The organism is Allobosea robiniae (assembly GCF_900102525.1).
Taxonomy (GTDB): Bacteria; Pseudomonadota; Alphaproteobacteria; order Rhizobiales; family Beijerinckiaceae; genus Allobosea; species Allobosea robiniae.
The window spans coordinates 587,364-603,158 of the sequence record NZ_FNBZ01000001.1; the positions used below are offsets into that span (position 1 = coordinate 587,364).

Below are 15,795 nucleotides of genomic sequence, written 5' to 3' on the forward strand. Positions count from 1 at the left end.
GATAGTTCCGGCGGGCTTTTCCTTTCCCAGCAGGGCCGGTTCAGGCCGCCGCGGCGGCCTCGTGGCGCGACACATGGGCGATGGCAGCGCGCAGGTCGTCCAGCGTCGCCTCGGCGCCGACGCAGCGCTCGGCCAGGTGGCGGCGGAAGGCGCGCGCACCGGGACGGCCCGGGAACAGGCCGACGAGGTGGCGCGTGAAGGCATGCACGCGCCCGCCCCGCTCGAGATGCGCAGCGATGTACGGCTCCAGCGCCTCCAGCATGGCGAAGGCGTCCGTCACCGGCGCCTCCTGCCCGAAGAGCAGCGGATCGGCCTGAAGCAGGATCTCCGGGTTCTGATAAGCCTCGCGGCCGATCATGACGCCGTCGAGCTTCTCCAGATGCGCCGGCCACTCGGAGGGCGCCTTGATGCCGCCGTTGATCGCGATCGGCAGGTCCGGATTGGCCGCCTTCAGGCGATAGGCACGCTCGTAGTCGAGAGGTGGGATCTCGCGGTTCTCCTTGGGGGAGAGCCCCTGCAGCCAGGCCTTGCGGGCATGGACGATCAGGGCATCGACGCCGGCCGCCCGCACCGCGGCCGTCAGCGCATCAAGCGCGCTTTCAGGGTCCTGATCGTCGACGCCGATCCGGCATTTCACGGTGACGGGAATGGAGACCGCCGCCTTCATCGCGGCGACGCAGTCGCCAACCAGAGCCGGCTCGCGCATCAGGCAGGCACCGAAGGCCCCGCCCTGCACCCGGTCGGAGGGGCAGCCGCAGTTCAGGTTGATCTCGTCATAACCGAAATCGGCGCCGATCTTCGCGGCTTCCGCCAGCAGCGCGGGATCGTTGCCGCCGAGCTGGAGCGCGACGGGATGCTCCATCGCATCGAAGCCGATCAGGCGCTGGCGATCGCCCCGGATCACGGCCTGCGCCGTCACCATCTCGGTATAGAGCAGCGCGTGGCGCGACATCAGGCGGTGGATGACGCGGCAATGCCTGTCCGTCCAATCCATCATCGGCGCCACGGAGAAGCGCCAGAAGCTCGCCTCGACACGAGCTGCGGTCATCTGGATGTGTGTATTCAACGCGCGTGGCCTGCCGGTGTCTTGTTCATTCATGCGGAGACGCTGCCATGGCGACCGTGCCGTCAAACGGTACCGAGGCGGCGAAACTTGGGCGTATATGGCTCAATTCGCGGAGATGCGCGAGGGGCGCGGCGAAACTCCGGCTCCGGCCGGAGCATCGTCCGAGACGAACGCCATGGAACTGTGCCGCCGGCCTGCGGTTGGAAGGGCAGAGGTCTCGCGTCACCTCGTCCCGCACAGCCCTGGAAGAAGCGGAGTTGGTATGGCCGAAGCTCCGCGCGTTTTGCGACGCTCGCGTATGCGTCAGTTCTTCGGGATCGCGCTGCGCTACTGGCGCGGCAGGGCACGGTGGCGTGCCTGGATCCTGACGATCACCGTTCTCGTCTTCATCGCCGCGCAAACCGGCGCCGCGGTCGGCATCAACCGCTGGAACCGCTGGTTCTTCGATGCTCTGGAAAAGCGCGATGTCGGCGCCGTCTGGGCGACAGTCGGCTGGCTGCCTTTTCTCCTTGGAGCCGCCGCGCTGTCGATGTCCGGCCTCGTAGTCAGCCGGATGCTGCTGCAGGTGCGCTGGCGCGAGAACCTGACGCGTCGCCTCGCCGGCTGGTGGATCGCCGACCAGCGCTATTATCGCCTGGGCTTCCTGGCCAACAACATGACCGCTCCGGAGTACCGCATCGCCGAGGATGTCCGCCTCGCCATCGAGCCCCTGGTCGAGCTCGCGATCGGGCTGATCAGCGCCTTCGTCACGGCGGCGACCTTCGCCGCAATCCTCTGGCAGGTCGCCGGCTCGGCCGAATTCGCGCTCGGCGGGACCACGATCGTGATCCCCAGCTATATGGCGCTCGCAGCCGTAGTCTATGCCGTGGTCGCTTCGCTTGCCGCCTATTTTGCCGGCCGCCCCCTCGTTGCGCGTGTCGCTCACAAGAACGAGATGGAGGCGCAGTTCCGGGCGGAGATGACGCGATTGCGCGAAAATGCCGAGAGCATCGCGTTGATCCGGGGTGATGCCGACGAGCGCAGCTCCGCCGGGAAAAGCTATGGCCACGTCGTTGCGGCCTGGCTCAGGATCGTGCGCCAGCAGGGTGTGATCGCGCTGGTGCTCAACACTAACGCCGCGCTCTTCCCTGTCGTGCCGCTCCTGCTGATCGCACCGAAATTCCTGTCCGGTGACGTCACGCTGGGCGCGGTCGTGCAGGTCGTCGCAGCCTTCAGCGCGGTCCAGGCCGCATTGATCTGGTTCGTCGACAATTTCGTGCGGCTCGCCGAATGGTTCGCCTCGGTCACCCGTGTCGACGAGCTGATGGAGGAGATCGAGGCGCTGGATATCGGCACGATCATGGACAAGGACACCGGCATCGAGCTCGGCGAAAGCGATGACGGCGCGATCCATCTCGACAACCTGTCCATCGCCCACAGCAATGGCCGCGTCGTCCTGGCCGATGCCACCGTGACGATTGCGCAGGGTGCGAAGGCGCTGATCGCGGGCGAGAGCGGCTCCGGCAAGAGCACGCTGATCCGCGCGATAGCCGGGATCTGGCCCTGGGGCTCCGGCTCGATTCGGGTACCGGCCGGCCAGTCGATCGCCTTCGTGCCGCAGAAGCCCTATCTCCCAAAGGGCACTCTGCGCACCATACTGCTCTATCCGGATGCGGACCGCGCCGTGACGGACGAGGCTGTCCTCGCGGCGCTTCAACGCTGCGGCCTGAGCTATCTCGCAAAGAAGCTCGACGCAGAGGAAGACGACTGGGACCGCATCCTCTCCGGTGGCGAGCGCCAGCGCGTCGCCTTCACCCGCCTGCTGCTGCAAAAGCCCGACATCATCGTGATGGACGAGGCAACCTCGGCGCTCGACGAGGAGAGCCAGGCTTCGTTGCTGAACCTGTTCCAGGAGGAACTCGCGGCGGCGACGCTGATCAGCGTCGGCCACCGTCCCGGCCTCGAGGATTATCACGACCAGAAGATCACGCTGGAGCGCAGGCCTGCAGGCGCTCACATGACGTCCAGGCGCCTGCGGAAATCGCTGTGGCGGCTGTTCAGGAGCCGCGGCGCCGACAATGAGGACGAACGCCCGGAACCTTACGACAGTCCGTGACGGCGGCGCTCGTCTTAAGCGCCGCCGATCCGGGTCATTTCTTCGCCCTGGCGACGATCTGCGTCGGATTGACGAAGCGGAGCGCGATCACCAGCCAGATCAGGGTGGTGACCATGTAGATGACCGCCATCGCGTCGATCGACTGCACGGCGCGGACACCGGAGGCGAAGACAGCGTAGTAGAGCGCGACGACGAGCGTCTGGCTGGTCGGGCCGGCTGTCAGGAAGGTCAGTTCGAACATCGCGAGGGTGCGCACCAGCACCAGCAGCAATGCGGCGAGGATACCAGGCAGCAGCAGCGGCAGCAGCACATGCACGAAGAGCTTGAAGGTGTTGGCGCCGAAGACGCGCGCCGCCGACTCGATCTTGGTGTCGATCTGCTCGATGAACGGGATCATCACCAGGATGACGAAGGGCACCGTCGGCACGAGATTGGCGAGCACGACGCCCGACATCTGGCCGGCGAAGCCCGCCTGGTAGAGCACCGTCGCCAGCGGAATGCCGAAGGTGATCGGCGGCACCAGCAGCGGCAGCAGGAAGAGCAGCATGACGAGCTTCTTGCCCGGGAAGTCCCGCCGCGCCAGCGCATAGGCCGCCGGCACGCCGATCAGCCCTGACAGCGCCACCACCAGGAAGACGATCTGGAACGTGACGAGCAGCACCTCATAGAGCTGGAACTCGGACCAGGCGGCCGCATACCAGCGCGTCGTCCAGCCGGCCGGCAGCCAGGTGCCGAGCCAGCGCGTCGAGAAGGACGAGGTCACCACCGTCGCGATCATCGCGAAGAGGTTGACGATGAAGAAGCCGATCAACGTCCAGTTGGCGGCGGCCCAGAGCTTCGTCGAGAGACGGGTATCCTTAACCATCGGATCAGCCCTTTCCGCCGCCGGCAGGGCCGCGATACAGCATGCCGCGCGCGGCCAGGACCACGACGACGATGGCGAGCTGAACCACGCCCATGATCATCGCGACGGCCGAAGCCATGGAGTAGTCGTATTCCTCGAAGGCTGCCTGATAGGCCGCGATCGAGATCACCCGGGTCGGCCCCGAGGGTGCGCCGAGCAGCACGGCCGAGGGGAAGACCGAGAAGGCCTGCACGAAGCTCAGGCAGAAGGTGATCGCGAGCCCCGGCAGCAGGAGCGGGAACAGGATGTGCTTGAAGCGCTCCCACGGCCCGGCACCCAGCGTCGCGCCCGCCTGTTCCAGCGCCGGATCGATGCCGGAGAGGTAGGACAGCGTCAGCAGGAAGGTGAAGGGGAAGCCGGTGATGACCAGCGAGAGCATCACGCCCCAGTAGTTATGCAGCAGCTTCACCGGCGAGGAGATGATGCCGAAGGTCATCAGCACGCGGTTGAACCAGCCCTGCGGCCCCAGATAGTTCAGCAGGCCCTCAGCGACGAGCACGGTTCCGAGCGTGATCGGGATCACCAGGATCGTGGTCAGCAGGCGCTGGTTCTTCATCAGCCGGACGCGGAAGGCGATCGGGATCGCCAAGAGCAGCGTCGCGACCGTCACCGGCAAGGCGAGCCAGAGCGTGGTCCCGATCGTCCCATAGAGGAAGGAATCGGAGAAGAAGCGCTGGTAGTTGGCGAAGATGCCGCCCTGCTTCGGCTCGAAGGAAAGCACGAGCCCGTACAGGAACGGGTAGATGAACAGCGCCAGCAGGAACAGGATCGCGGGGACGACGAGCAGCGTCAGCCCGTCCAGCCCGCGCGCCGCCAGCCGCTGCTTCAGCGGGATGGAGGTGATGTCCGCACTCACGCCGCCGCTCCATAGACGAGGACGCGCTCGGGATCGGCGGCGAGCGTCACGGTCTCGCCCGGCGCCAGCTTGTCATGGGCGAGGAAGGACAGATCCGTGCCATCCGCCATGCGGGCGAAGCCGACGAATTCGCGGCCGCGGAACTCAGTCGAGACGACCTGCGCCTTGAGGCCGGCCTGCCCGGCCGCGACCGGATGCAGATCCTCCGGGCGGATCGCCAGATAGCCTTCGGCACCAGCGGAGAGTGTGTGACGCGCGCGGCCCGAAAGCTGCGCATCGCCGACAGCGACCGTCGCCCTGCCCTCGCCCGCTGACGCGACCTTGCCCTTGACCTTGTTGCGGAAGCCCATGAACTCGGCGACGTCGAGATGGTCCGGGCGCATGAACAGGTCTTCCGGCGCGCCGACCTGGCGAACCTGACCGTCGCGCAGCACCACGATCCGGTCGGCGAGCGAGAGCGCCTCCTCCTGGTCGTGGGTGACGTAGATCGTGGTGGCGCCGAGCGTGTTGTGGATGCGGCGGATCTCGGCGCGCATCTCGAGACGCAGCTTGGCGTCGAGATTCGACAGCGGCTCGTCCATCAGCACCAGCGGCGGCTCGACCACGATGGCACGCGCGATCGCGACGCGCTGCTGCTGGCCGCCGGAGAGCTGGCCCGGCAGCTTCTCGGTCTGGCCCTGCAGACGCACCAGCGCAGCGGCTTCCGCCACGCGCTTGTCGATCTCGGCGCGCGGCAGGCCGCGCATCTTCAGGCCGAAGCCGATATTCCTGTTCACGTTCATATGCGGGAACAGGGCATAGCTCTGGAAGACCATGCCGAAGCCGCGCTCTTCCGGACGCAGCGGATCGATGCGCCTGTCGTCGAGCCAGATGCCGCCACCGGTCGCCGGAAGCAGCCCCGCGATCAGGTTCAGCGTCGTCGACTTGCCGCAGCCGGAGGGGCCGAGCAGCGCGATGAACTCGCCCTTGCCGATCGTCAGCGAGACGTCCTTGAGCGCGTTATGGGTGCCGAAGTCACGGCTCAGACGGTCGAGCCGAAGCTCGCGGAACGAAGCTGCGTTGATGGTCATGGCTTCCGGATGAATCTGAGAAACGGGATCGAAAGGACGGCGGCGGTCCCCGGCGCGTGCCGGAGCCCGCCGCCGCAACCAGTCTTACTTCTTCTTGGCGCCGCCGACCTGCTCGTCCCAGATCCGGAAGGCGATCACCATCTTGTCGGGGTTGAGCGGGGTTTCCATCGGGTTGTCGGCGATCAGCTTCTCGTATTCGGGGCGGCCGAACTCGGCGATGGCCTTCTGGCTGGAGGCCGGCGCCATCGAGAGCGGCACGTCCTTCACCGCCGGACCCGGATAGAAATAGCCCTCGTCATAGGTATAGGCCTGCTGCGCCGGGGTCAGCATGTGGCGGATCAGGTCGAGCAGCACGTTGAGCTTCTCGTCGGAAACGCCCTTGGGGATCATCATGTACTGGGCGTCGGTGACCCAGTGGAACCCCTTCAGGGCCTGGATCTTGGCTTCCTTCGGCACGATGCCGAGCACGCGCGGGTTGATGTCCCAGCCAGTGGTCGAGATGATGATGTCGCGCGAGCCGTCGCCGAGCTCCTTCATCGTCTGGCCGGTGCCGGCGGGGTAATACTCGATGTTCTCGCCGAGCTCCTTGAGATAGGCCCAGGTCTTGTCCCAGCCCTTCTCCGGATCCTTCGGGTCCTTGTCGCCGAGGAGGTAGGGCAGACCCATGATCCAGGTGCGGCCGGGGCCGGAATTGGCCGGGCGGCCGTAGAAGAAGCGGTTCTTGTTCTGCTTGGTCCAGGCCAGCAGCTCCTCGGCCGTGGTGGGCACCTGCTTGACGCGCTCGGGCATATATTCGAGCAGCGGCCCGGAGGGGTAATAGACCATCGCCATGCCCTGGCCCTGGCCGAGATTGTGCATGGCCAGCGCCGGCTTGAGGAAGACATCCTCGGGCTTCGGCAACTCGGATGCGTGGCTCGGCAACAGCTCGACCCAAAGCTTCTGCTCGATGCCCGCCGAAAGCACGTCGAGGCCGCCGATGACGAGGTCGATATCGACGCGGCCAGCGTTCTGCTGGGCCTTGATCTTCGCCGGCAGTTCTGGCGCCGGGGCCTTGGTGAAGACCATCCGCGAGACGGCCTTGGGATTCGCCTTTGGATAGTTCTCCAGCGGCGTCTGGACGAGGGCGAGCGCCCCGCCGACGTCGATCACGCTGATGGTGAGCGGAGCCGCCGGCAGCTTGAGCTGCTGCGCGAACACGCCCGGCGCATGCGCTGCGACACCGAGCCCGGCGACGCCGCCGATGAAATGACGCCGATTGATGCTGTCGTGAGCCATGATTTCTCCTCCCGATGCGGATGCCCGCTTATGAACTTTATTATGCTGCGCCGATCCGGCCGCCGCGATCCCGTTCCTGCCCCTCGATCCAGGAACTTATCAAGTCGACGAACCTGCCAAGTTGACGCAGCCCCCGGTTGATCAGTATCCTAGTATACTAGTCGTCGAGAGCTTGGCAATGGCCCACCCTGCAACCCGTCATAGCACGGACCAGATCTACAGCGTGCTGCGCACCGACGTGATCAGCGGCGCGCTGAAACCGCGTGAAGCGATGTCGGAGGCGCGGATGGCTTTGCGCTTCGGCGTCAGCCGCACACCCGTGCGCGAGGCGTTCAAGCGGCTGGTCGACGAAGGCTTCCTCGTCGCCGTGCCGCAGGTCGGCACCTTCGTCGCGCCGATCGACCTCGCCGCCGTCCATGACAGCCAGTTCGTGCGCGAGACGCTGGAGTGCCGCACCGTTGTGCTGGCCGCGCAGCGCATCGGCGACGCCGATTGCCGCCGGCTCGCGGCGCAGGTCGAGGAGCAGGCGGAAGCCGTGCAGCGGGGGGACAGGACCGAGATCTTCCGCCTCGATGAGGTGTTCCATGCCGAGATCTCGCGCATCGCCGGCCATCGCGCCGTCTGGAGCATGATCGAAGGCATGAAGGCCCAGATGGACCGGGTGCGCTGTCTCTCGCTGGAAACGCCATCCTGGTCCGAGGTGATCCTGAACGAGCACAGGATCATAGCGGCCTGCGTCATGAAGCACGACGCGAAAGGCGCGGAGGCCGCGATGCGCGCGCATCTGCGCACCGTCTTCGCGACGATCGACACGATCGCGAAAGACCATGCGGACGCCTTCGACGATTCCCGCCTCGCCCACGAAGCCTCCTGACGCCCGCGTCCCCGACCAGCGACATCTCTTGCAAGGATATCACACCATGGAACAATGCTGGCGCTGGTTCGGGCCGGACGATGTCGTGACTCTGGCGCAGGCCCGGCAGGCCGGCGCGACCGGCATCGTCAACGCGCTGCACCAGATCCCTTACGGGGTGGTCTGGAGCGTCGAGGAGATCGAGAAGCGCCAGGCGATCGTGCGCGCCGACAAGAGCCTCGGCCTGGAATGGAAGGTGGTCGAGAGCCTGCCGATCCATGAGAGCGTCAAGATCGGCGAGGGCGACCTCGAACCCATCTTCGAGAACTATCGCCAGTCGATGCGCAACCTCGCCGCCTGCGGCCTCGAGGTGATCTGCTACAATTTCATGCCGGTGCTGGACTGGACTCGCACCGAGCTCGCTCACAAGCTGCCGGGCGGCGGCACGGCTTTGCGCTTCAACCTGCATGAATATGTCGCGCTCGACCATTTCATGCTGAAGCGCAAGGGCGCCGACGAGGGCCATTCCGCCGCGGTGATGGACAAGGCGAAGGCCTGGTTCGACAACTCCTCGCAGGCCGATCGCGACCGGCTGCTCTCCAGCGTGATGGCCGGCCTGCCCGGCGCGTTCGACCGCTACGACCTGCCCGGCCTCGCCCGCATCCTCGATCGCTATGCCGGCATGACATATGGCAAGCTGCGCGCCAACCTGAAGCGCTTCCTCGAAGCGATCATCCCGACCGCCGAGGAGGTCGGCATCCGCATGTGCATCCATCCGGACGATCCGCCGCGCTCGCTGTTCGGCCTGCCGCGGATCTGCTCGACCGAGGAGGACATCGCCTACATCCTCGGCTCGGTGGAATCCCCCGCGAACGGGCTGACTTTGTGCTCGGGCTCGCTCGGCGCCAATCCGAAGAACGACGTGCCCAAGATCGCCCGGCGCTTCGCCGACAAGATCTGGTTCGCGCATCTGCGCAACGTCGCCAAGGACCCGGACGGCTCGTTCATGGAGGCCGAGCATCTCGGCGGGGACACCGACATGGTCGCGCTGGTCGATGCGCTGATGGCCGAGGAGCAGCGCCGGAAGGCTGCCGGCCTCAGCGCCTGGCAGATCCCGATGCGGCCGGACCACGGCCACGAACTGCTCGACGATGTCGGCAAGGGCAGCTTCCCGGGCTATCCGGCCGTCGGGCGCCTGCGCGGGCTGGCCGAGCTGCGCGGCGTCATGGCCGCCCTTGCACAGGTCAAGGGCTACGCGGCCTGAGACGCGAAAGGCGGGCCAAAAGGCCCGCCTTTGCTAAACTATCGAAGCGCCCGCGGCCTCAGTGATCGTGGGAATGGCCCTTGTGGCCATGGGCGGCGCCGTGGCCGTGGCCATGATCGTGGTGGCCGTGCCCGTGATGATCGTGGTCATGGCCGCAGCCGCAACCCTCGCCATGGGCATGCTGGTGCTCGTGACCATGCTCTTGCTTGTGCCCATGTGCATGATCGTGGCCGTGATGGTCGTGATGATGCCCATGGCCGTGGTCATGGCCATGATGGTGGTCATGGTGGTCGTGCCCGCAGCCGCAATCGTCGCCATGGGCGTGGTGGTGGACTTCCGCCTCCGGCTGGAACGGGCGCTCGACCACCGTCATCGAACAGCCCTGCCCGCGCACCAGTTCGCCGAGTGCTGCGTCGTTCGGGACGTAGAGGGCGTCAGTCGTCATCTCGGCCGGGACGTGATGGCCGCCGAGATGCCAGGCGAGACGCACCAGCCGCAGCGGGTTCTCGGCGCGGATTTCCAGCAGGCTTTCCGGCGCCGCCTTGATCTGGACCAGCGTGCCGTCTTCGAGCTTCAGCGCGTCGCCGTCGTTCAGCGTCGCCGCCTTGTCGAGCGAGATCGCGAATTCCAACCCGCCCGTCGCGCGGACACTGACGCCATTGATCGTGCGGTCGCGGTGACCGAGGGCCAGCGTATCGACGACGCGCTCGGCCTTGACGGCGGCCTTGCGAAGGACGGAGGTGGCGCGGAGCATCGGCGGCGATCCCATGGCTTGAGGCCAGGGCGCCACGCGCCCGAGCCCGGATCGCAGCTTAGTAGCACAAACCGGCGGCCGCGCTACCAAGCTCGGATGTCACAGGGGCCTCAGCGCGGCAGCGCCTTGACCTCGGTGTCGAACTTCTTGAGCAGGCGCGAACGCTCGGCCGGCGAGCCCCAGCGCGGGGTGTCGTAGTCGATCAGCTTCATCTCCGAGAATTTCGGCGCATCCGGCGAGAGCAGCGAGTTCTTGTTCGACGGGATCGAGTTGATCTTCAGCTTCGCGTTGATGTTCTGGGCATCGGGCGAGAGCGTGAAATCGACAAATTTGCGCGCCGCTTCAGGGTTCTTGCCGCCCTTGATGACCGAGACCGAGCCGGTCTCGTAGCCAGTGCCCTCGCAAGGGGCGACCGTCTCGATCGGCGCGCCCTGCAGCTTCTGCGTCAGCATGTCGTGGATGAAGGCGATGCCGACCGCCGTCTCGCCAAGCGCTGCCGCCTTGACCGGGGCGATGCCGGACTTGGTGTACTGGCTGATGTTCTTGTGCAGGCTCTTGAGGAACTCGAAGCCCTTCTCCTCGCCGAGGCGCTGCACCGTCGTCGCCAGGAAGACATAGGCGGTGCCGGACGAACTGGGATCCGCGATCTGGACCTCGTCACGCAGCTTGGGATCGAGCAGGTCGGCCCAGCATTTCGGCGCGGCGATGCCCTTCTTCTTGAGGACCTCGGTGTTGTAGCCGACGCCGAGAGCGCCGAGATAAATGCCGTTGGTGCGGAACTTGGACTGCTCGGCATGGCGCTGCGCCCAATCATGCAGCTCCGGCAGCTTCGGCGACTTGTACTCGTCGAGCAGGCCTTCGTCGGCCGCCTGGAGATGCGGCTCGCCCGGCCCGCCCCACCAGACGTCGCCGCGCGGGTTGCTGGCCTCGGCCTTGACCTGCGCATAGACCTCGCCGGTGCTCTTGCGGACCATCGCGACCTTGATGCCGGTCGCCTTCTCGAACATCGCCGCGCCCTCGCGGCACTGCTCCTCGAGGATCGAGCAATAGACGGTGACCTGACCCTGGGCGAAGGCCGGGGCCGAGAAAGCCAAGCCGGCCAAGAGCGCGCCAACAGGCGCAAAACGCGAAGCAACCATGGTGATCCTCCCGATCGGATTCGTTTGCCGACGAAATGACCGGCGGGAGGATGGGGAGTCAAGCGAGGGGCGACTAAGCCTCGCCTTCCGGCTTGTCGGCCGCGGCGATGGCGACCGTCTCGGCCGGCTGCGCGCGCTTCTTCTTGGTCGCCGGCTTCTTGCGCCGCTTCAGCCGCGTCTTCGGCAATTGCGTTTCCTGCAGCATCTCGAGCTGGACCTGCTGGATCTCGGCGAGGCGCTGCCATTGCCGGGTGACGAGATGGTCCATCTTCTCGTGCAGATGCCGGATTTCGAGCTCGGCCTTGAGATTGACCTGGTAATCGTTGAGCGAGCGCAACCGATCCTTCGATTCCTGCCGCTTCTGGCTCATCATGATGATCGGCGCCTGCACCGCCGCGATGCAGGACAGCACCAGATTGAGCAGGATGAAGGGATAGGGATCGAAGGCCTTGGCGTCGCCCATCAGGCCGTTGATCGCCATCCAGACGACGAGCACGAACCCGAAGCTGATCAGGAAGGCCCAGGAGCCGCCGAAGCTCGCGAGATTGTCGGAGAAGCGCTCGCCCAGCGTGCGGTGCTCCTCGAAATCATCCTCGGTATTCTCGGCGATGGTCTCCTGCCGGGCGATGCTTTCGGCAACCTCGCGGTCGAGATCGGAATATTCGCCGTGCTCCTCGCGCAGGATTTCCTCGACATAGCGGGTGCGGTAGCGCGCGAGCTCCTTCAGGCTGATCAGCGCGTGATCGGGCATGTCGGGGAAATCGGCGCGGATATGGTCGGCGAGCGCCGGGCGCAGCGTGCCGACCTCGACGAGGTTCCGGCGCGCCATCTCCTGGCCGCTGATGGCGCAAATTCCGCGCTTCTTGCTGGCTGCGCCGGCGAGGCTCGCCGGATCGGCCAGGGTCGCGAGTGCGCCCGACGGCGCCTCCGCGACCCGATCGTCATCCTGTTCCTGTGTCATTCCCTGCCTGTCATCGCGTCTTAAGCCTTGCGCAGATTGCACCTGATCCCCGTGCCGATACCAGCACCCGAAAACGCCGCGCCGATGGCAGCCACGACCCAAAACAGCTTGCCCGGCGAGGCGGCTGCCTCTCCGGGCTCATGATCGTCGCGGGGCTGGAAGAGCCCTCTTCAGGCGGGGCTTCAGCCCTTCGGCTTGTCGTCCTTGCCGGTCTCGTCAGAATCCTCGTCATCCTCTTCGGATTCGTCGGCTTCCTCTTCCTCCTCACCCTCGTCTTCGTCTTCATCCTCTTCCTCGCCCTCCTCGTCGAGGTCGAGATATTCGTAGCCGAAGACGATCTCGCCGGTTTCCGGATCGAAGGCGCTGGCCGAGGAATCCCCGAAGGCCTCGATCAGCAATTCGGCATCCTCGGCCCCGTCGACATCGAAGCGGCGCACGGCCTCCTCCCCATCGGCCCGGAGAACGAGCTCAATCGACCAACCCTTCCCCGTGGTGTCGTAGATGCATTTCAGACCCTGGATCGCCAGCATGATGCTCTCTCCTGAGCTCGACCGATGCGCGGCAGCGCGCGCCGGGTCAGATGCCCGACGCGCGTGACGGCTGCGCGACGCTGGAGGACGGGGGGAAGAGAGCGGCGAAACCGTTAGGCGCCGGCCTGCGCGAGGAAGCGCTCGACCTCGTCGCGGCGCGGGGCCCCGCTGCGTCCGCCGAAGCGGGTGCATTTGATCGCGGCGGCCGCCGAGGCGAAGCGGATCGCCGCCGGCTCGTCCTGCCCTTCGGCAAGCGCAAGCGCGAAGGCGCCGTGCCAGACATCGCCTGCGCCCAGCGTATCGACGGTGTCGACGACGAAAGCCGGGCTGTGCCGGACCTCGCCGCCATCGACGAAGAGCACGCCTTCCTTGCCGAGCGTGACCGCAAGCCAGGTCCGGACGCCGGCCGCGACCTTCGAGAGGCCGGCACGCGGATCGTCCTCGCCCGAAATCTCGCGCAGGGCCTGCTGGCTGAAGGCGACATGGCTCGCCGTGCCCACCAGATCGGGATGCGGCGGCCGGCGGTCGCCGTCGAGCACGCCGGGCACGCCGGCGGCGCGCGCGAGCTTGAGGGCGGCAAGCGCCCCCTCGCCCCAGCGGGTATCGGCAAGCACGGCGCCTGCTCCCGCCGGCAAGCGCGAAGGTAGCCAAGCGACATCCTCCGGCATGGCCGGATCGGAATAGGAGATCACCATGCGCTCGCCTTCGGCATCGACCAGAATGGCAGAGACGGGCGAGCGCAGTCCGGAAACCCGGCGCGCGAAGGCCGCATCGACGCCTTCCGCTGCGAGATCGGCGACGATCTGGTCGCCGGTCAGGTCATCGGCGAGGCGCGTCGCCAGCCAGCAGGCGCCGCCGAGCCGGGCGATCGCGACCGAGGCATTGCCGGCGCAGCCGCCACCGACCACGGCGAGCCCGCGCGAGCGGTATTTCTCGCCACGGGTCGGCATGGTCTCGACGCTGTAGACATAGTCCAGCGTCGCGATACCAAGGCAGAAGACGCCAGCCAAGGCCTTACCAGTTCCCGGTATTCGGCATGCTCGCCCACGGCTCGGCCGGCGGCTTCGGATCACCCTTCTGGAGCAGTTCGATCGAGATGTTGTCCGGCGAGCGGATGAAGGCCATGTTGCCGTCGCGCGGCGGGCGGTTGATGGTGACACCGGCCTTCATCAGCTTGTCGCAGAGCGCGTAGATGTCGTCGACCTCATAGGCGAGATGGCCGAAATTGCGGCCGCCGGTATAGGTTTCTGGGTCCCAGTTATAGGTCAGCTCCAGCGTCGGGCTGCCGCGCGAGGCGCCGGCCTTCGCTCCCGCCAGGTCATCGGAGGCTGCGAGGAAGACCAGCGTGAAGCGGCCCTTCTCGTTCTCGATGCGGCGGGTTTCGACCAGCCCGAACTTGTTGACGTAGAAATCCAGCGCCTGATCCAGATCGGTCACGCGCACCATGGTGTGGAGATATCGCATCGGTCATCCTCGTTGTGTGGTGGCAGGGTTGATCCGTTTCCTAAATCAGGCAAGAGCATCGGCACTTCAGACCAACTCGCCAAGCCATCCGAACAGGACGCGCCATGACGACAACGCAAGACGGGCCGGAAACGGCACCGGCCGTGCGCGCCACGCCCGCACAGATCGCGCAGATCAAGCAGCGCGCTGCGATCCTCTCGGTGATGGCGACGATCCTGCTGACGGCAGCGAAGATCGTCGGCGCCATCATCTCCGGCTCGCTCGCCCTGCTCACCGACGCGCTTCAGGGGCTGGTCGATGTCGGCTCGACGCTGTTCACCTGGTTTGCGGTGCGCGCCTCCGACAAGCCGGCCGATGACGAGCACCATTACGGCCATGGCAAGGTCGAGGCGCTGGCCGCGCTGGTCGAGACCGCGATCCTGTTCACGCTCGCCGGCGCGATCCTGTGGGAGGCCGGCAACCGGCTCTGGACCAACGTCATCGCGCATGTCGAGGTGACGCCGCTCGTCATCGGCGTGCTCGTGCTCTCCATGATCGTCGACGCAATTCGCTGGCGCTCGCTGACCAAGGTCGCCAAGGAGACCGGCAGCGAGGCGCTCGCCGCCGAAGCCACGCATTTCTCGGCTGATTTCGTCGGCTCGACGCTGGTGCTCGTCGGCCTCATCGGCGTCTGGTACGGCATCGAGCGGGCCGATACCGCAGCCGCCTTCGCGATCGCGGCCTATACCGCCTTTTCGGCCTATCGCCTCGCCCGGCGCGTCCTCGATACATTGATGGACACAGCTCCCGAGGGCATGAGTGAAAAGCTGCGCGAGATCGCGCGCGGCGTGCCGGGCGTGGTCGGCGTCAACTGGCTCCGGGTGCGTCCGACCGGCGGGCGCGTCCATGGCGAGATCGGCATCAGCGTCTCGCGCACCCTGCCGCTCGACCGGGTGGTGGCGATCAAGGCCCAGCTCGGCGAGGCGCTGGTGAAGGTCGAGCCCGATGCCGAGATCACGATCACGGCCGATCCCGTGCAGGTCGACGACGAGACGGCGCTGGAGCGCGTGCTGCTGATCGCGCTCAAGCTCAAGATCCCGGTGCACCATGTCACCGTCCACTCGATCGGCGACAAGCTTTCCGTCAGCCTGGACATGGAGGTCGACCAGGGCTTGCCGCTCGGCGAAGCGCATGAGATCGCGACCCGGCTGGAAAGCGCGATCCGGGCCGAATTCGGCGGCGAGACCGAGGTCGAGACCCATATCGAGCCGATGGAGACGGGCCAGCCCGCCGGCCATAACGCCGCCTGGGAAACGGTCGAGGATATCGGCAAGGCGCTCGCCGGCGAGGCTGCGAAGCTCTCCGGGCCGATCCACGACATCCACAGCGTGCGCGTGCGCCAGACGGCCAAGGGGCTGGTCGTCAACTACCATTGCCGCGTCGACCCGGGGCTTAACGTCGCCGCCGTGCATGACGCGGTCGATGCGATCGAGCGCGCGGTTCGGATCGCACGGCCGCAGGTCTGCCGGCTGGTGAGCCATGCGGAGCCCGCGGTTCCGGCCGGGGCAAAGTGACCCGTCGCGCC

General features: G+C 66.5%; 15 protein-coding genes. 4 read left to right on the forward strand and 11 right to left on the reverse strand.

Features of this window, described 5'->3' with window-relative positions:
• Nucleotides 1–40: 40 nt before the first annotated feature.
• Entirely contained in the window at nucleotides 41–1,048 is a 1,008-nt protein-coding gene (gene dusA / locus BLQ70_RS02690) for a tRNA dihydrouridine(20/20a) synthase DusA (RefSeq protein WP_091856147.1), read from the reverse strand.
• A gap of 316 nt (nucleotides 1,049–1,364) precedes the next feature.
• Here dusA and BLQ70_RS02695 point away from each other — a divergent pair, with 316 nt between their 5' ends.
• Nucleotides 1,365–3,161 (forward strand): ABC transporter ATP-binding protein/permease, encoded by a 1,797-nt coding sequence (locus tag BLQ70_RS02695; RefSeq protein ID WP_170843287.1) that lies wholly within the window; start codon nucleotides 1,365–1,367, stop codon nucleotides 3,159–3,161.
• Between the two features lie 34 nt (nucleotides 3,162–3,195).
• Here the strand turns inward: BLQ70_RS02695 and BLQ70_RS02700 are convergent, their stop codons facing one another.
• The 4 genes from BLQ70_RS02700 to BLQ70_RS02715 form a co-directional block, all read right to left on the reverse strand.
• Nucleotides 3,196–4,026 (reverse strand): ABC transporter permease, encoded by an 831-nt coding sequence (locus BLQ70_RS02700; protein ID WP_061964391.1) that lies wholly within the window; start codon nucleotides 4,024–4,026, stop codon nucleotides 3,196–3,198.
• Between the two features lie 4 nt (nucleotides 4,027–4,030).
• Nucleotides 4,031–4,921, reverse strand: a complete 891-nt coding sequence (locus BLQ70_RS02705) for an ABC transporter permease (RefSeq protein WP_244492694.1) — start codon at nucleotides 4,919–4,921, stop codon at nucleotides 4,031–4,033.
• Nucleotides 4,918–5,985 carry an ABC transporter ATP-binding protein gene (locus tag BLQ70_RS02710; RefSeq protein WP_170843326.1) on the reverse strand — a complete coding sequence of 356 codons (1,068 nt, stop codon included), beginning with the start codon at nucleotides 5,983–5,985 and terminating at the stop codon, nucleotides 4,918–4,920. The genes BLQ70_RS02705 and BLQ70_RS02710 overlap by 4 nt, the downstream gene beginning before the upstream one ends.
• Nucleotides 5,986–6,075: 90 nt before the next feature.
• Entirely contained in the window at nucleotides 6,076–7,266 is a 1,191-nt protein-coding gene (locus BLQ70_RS02715; RefSeq protein ID WP_061964393.1) for an extracellular solute-binding protein, read from the reverse strand.
• 178 nt (nucleotides 7,267–7,444) lie between these two features.
• Between BLQ70_RS02715 and BLQ70_RS02720 the strand changes: the two genes are divergently transcribed.
• Nucleotides 7,445–8,140, forward strand: coding sequence for a GntR family transcriptional regulator (locus BLQ70_RS02720; protein WP_061964395.1), 696 nt, complete (start codon nucleotides 7,445–7,447; stop codon nucleotides 8,138–8,140).
• Nucleotides 8,141–8,186: 46 nt separating this feature from the next.
• The gene (gene uxuA, locus BLQ70_RS02725; RefSeq protein WP_091855701.1) at nucleotides 8,187–9,383 is read left to right on the forward strand and encodes a mannonate dehydratase; all 1,197 of its coding nucleotides are present in this window, start codon (nucleotides 8,187–8,189) and stop codon (nucleotides 9,381–9,383) included.
• A 58-nt stretch (nucleotides 9,384–9,441) separates the two neighbouring features.
• On the opposite strand, the gene BLQ70_RS02730 is transcribed toward uxuA, so the two are convergent.
• The 6 genes from BLQ70_RS02730 to BLQ70_RS02750 all read right to left on the reverse strand — a co-directional run bounded on the left by BLQ70_RS02730 (nucleotide 9,442) and on the right by BLQ70_RS02750 (nucleotide 14,231).
• Nucleotides 9,442–10,137, reverse strand: a complete 696-nt coding sequence (locus BLQ70_RS02730) for an urease accessory protein UreE (RefSeq protein WP_091856148.1) — start codon at nucleotides 10,135–10,137, stop codon at nucleotides 9,442–9,444.
• Nucleotides 10,138–10,247: 110 nt separating this feature from the next.
• The gene (locus tag BLQ70_RS02735) at nucleotides 10,248–11,276 is read right to left on the reverse strand and encodes an ABC transporter substrate-binding protein (RefSeq protein ID WP_091855702.1); all 1,029 of its coding nucleotides are present in this window, start codon (nucleotides 11,274–11,276) and stop codon (nucleotides 10,248–10,250) included.
• Between the two features lie 73 nt (nucleotides 11,277–11,349).
• Nucleotides 11,350–12,237 carry a DUF1003 domain-containing protein gene (locus BLQ70_RS02740; RefSeq protein WP_091855703.1) on the reverse strand — a complete coding sequence of 296 codons (888 nt, stop codon included), beginning with the start codon at nucleotides 12,235–12,237 and terminating at the stop codon, nucleotides 11,350–11,352.
• A 182-nt stretch (nucleotides 12,238–12,419) separates the two neighbouring features.
• Nucleotides 12,420–12,767: a hypothetical protein gene (locus BLQ70_RS25525; RefSeq protein ID WP_170843288.1), complete on the reverse strand. Its 348-nt coding sequence runs from the start codon at nucleotides 12,765–12,767 to the stop codon at nucleotides 12,420–12,422.
• 113 nt (nucleotides 12,768–12,880) lie between these two features.
• Nucleotides 12,881–13,777 (reverse strand): PfkB family carbohydrate kinase, encoded by an 897-nt coding sequence (locus BLQ70_RS02745; RefSeq protein ID WP_091855704.1) that lies wholly within the window; start codon nucleotides 13,775–13,777, stop codon nucleotides 12,881–12,883.
• Between the two features lie 4 nt (nucleotides 13,778–13,781).
• Nucleotides 13,782–14,231, reverse strand: coding sequence for a VOC family protein (locus tag BLQ70_RS02750; RefSeq protein WP_091855705.1), 450 nt, complete (start codon nucleotides 14,229–14,231; stop codon nucleotides 13,782–13,784).
• Nucleotides 14,232–14,335: 104 nt separating this feature from the next.
• Here BLQ70_RS02750 and BLQ70_RS02755 point away from each other — a divergent pair, with 104 nt between their 5' ends.
• The gene (locus BLQ70_RS02755; protein ID WP_091855706.1) at nucleotides 14,336–15,784 is read left to right on the forward strand and encodes a cation diffusion facilitator family transporter; all 1,449 of its coding nucleotides are present in this window, start codon (nucleotides 14,336–14,338) and stop codon (nucleotides 15,782–15,784) included.
• Nucleotides 15,785–15,795: the final 11 nt, after the last annotated feature.

Coding starts and splice junctions, on each gene's coding strand:
- BLQ70_RS02730 (WP_091856148.1), bottom strand. CDS start 10,137: ATGCTCCGCGCCACCTCCGTCCTTCGCAAGGCCGCCGTCAAGGCCGAG.
- BLQ70_RS02720 (WP_061964395.1), top strand. CDS start 7,445: ATGGCCCACCCTGCAACCCGTCATAGCACGGACCAGATCTACAGCGTG.
- BLQ70_RS02715 (WP_061964393.1), bottom strand. CDS start 7,266: ATGGCTCACGACAGCATCAATCGGCGTCATTTCATCGGCGGCGTCGCC.
- dusA (WP_091856147.1), bottom strand. CDS start 1,048: ATGACCGCAGCTCGTGTCGAGGCGAGCTTCTGGCGCTTCTCCGTGGCG.
- BLQ70_RS02700 (WP_061964391.1), bottom strand. CDS start 4,026: ATGGTTAAGGATACCCGTCTCTCGACGAAGCTCTGGGCCGCCGCCAAC.
- BLQ70_RS02750 (WP_091855705.1), bottom strand. CDS start 14,231: ATGCGATATCTCCACACCATGGTGCGCGTGACCGATCTGGATCAGGCG.
- BLQ70_RS02695 (WP_170843287.1), top strand. CDS start 1,365: ATGCGTCAGTTCTTCGGGATCGCGCTGCGCTACTGGCGCGGCAGGGCA.
- BLQ70_RS02740 (WP_091855703.1), bottom strand. CDS start 12,237: ATGACACAGGAACAGGATGACGATCGGGTCGCGGAGGCGCCGTCGGGC.
- BLQ70_RS25525 (WP_170843288.1), bottom strand. CDS start 12,767: ATGCTGGCGATCCAGGGTCTGAAATGCATCTACGACACCACGGGGAAG.
- BLQ70_RS02755 (WP_091855706.1), top strand. CDS start 14,336: ATGACGACAACGCAAGACGGGCCGGAAACGGCACCGGCCGTGCGCGCC.
- BLQ70_RS02735 (WP_091855702.1), bottom strand. CDS start 11,276: ATGGTTGCTTCGCGTTTTGCGCCTGTTGGCGCGCTCTTGGCCGGCTTG.
- uxuA (WP_091855701.1), top strand. CDS start 8,187: ATGGAACAATGCTGGCGCTGGTTCGGGCCGGACGATGTCGTGACTCTG.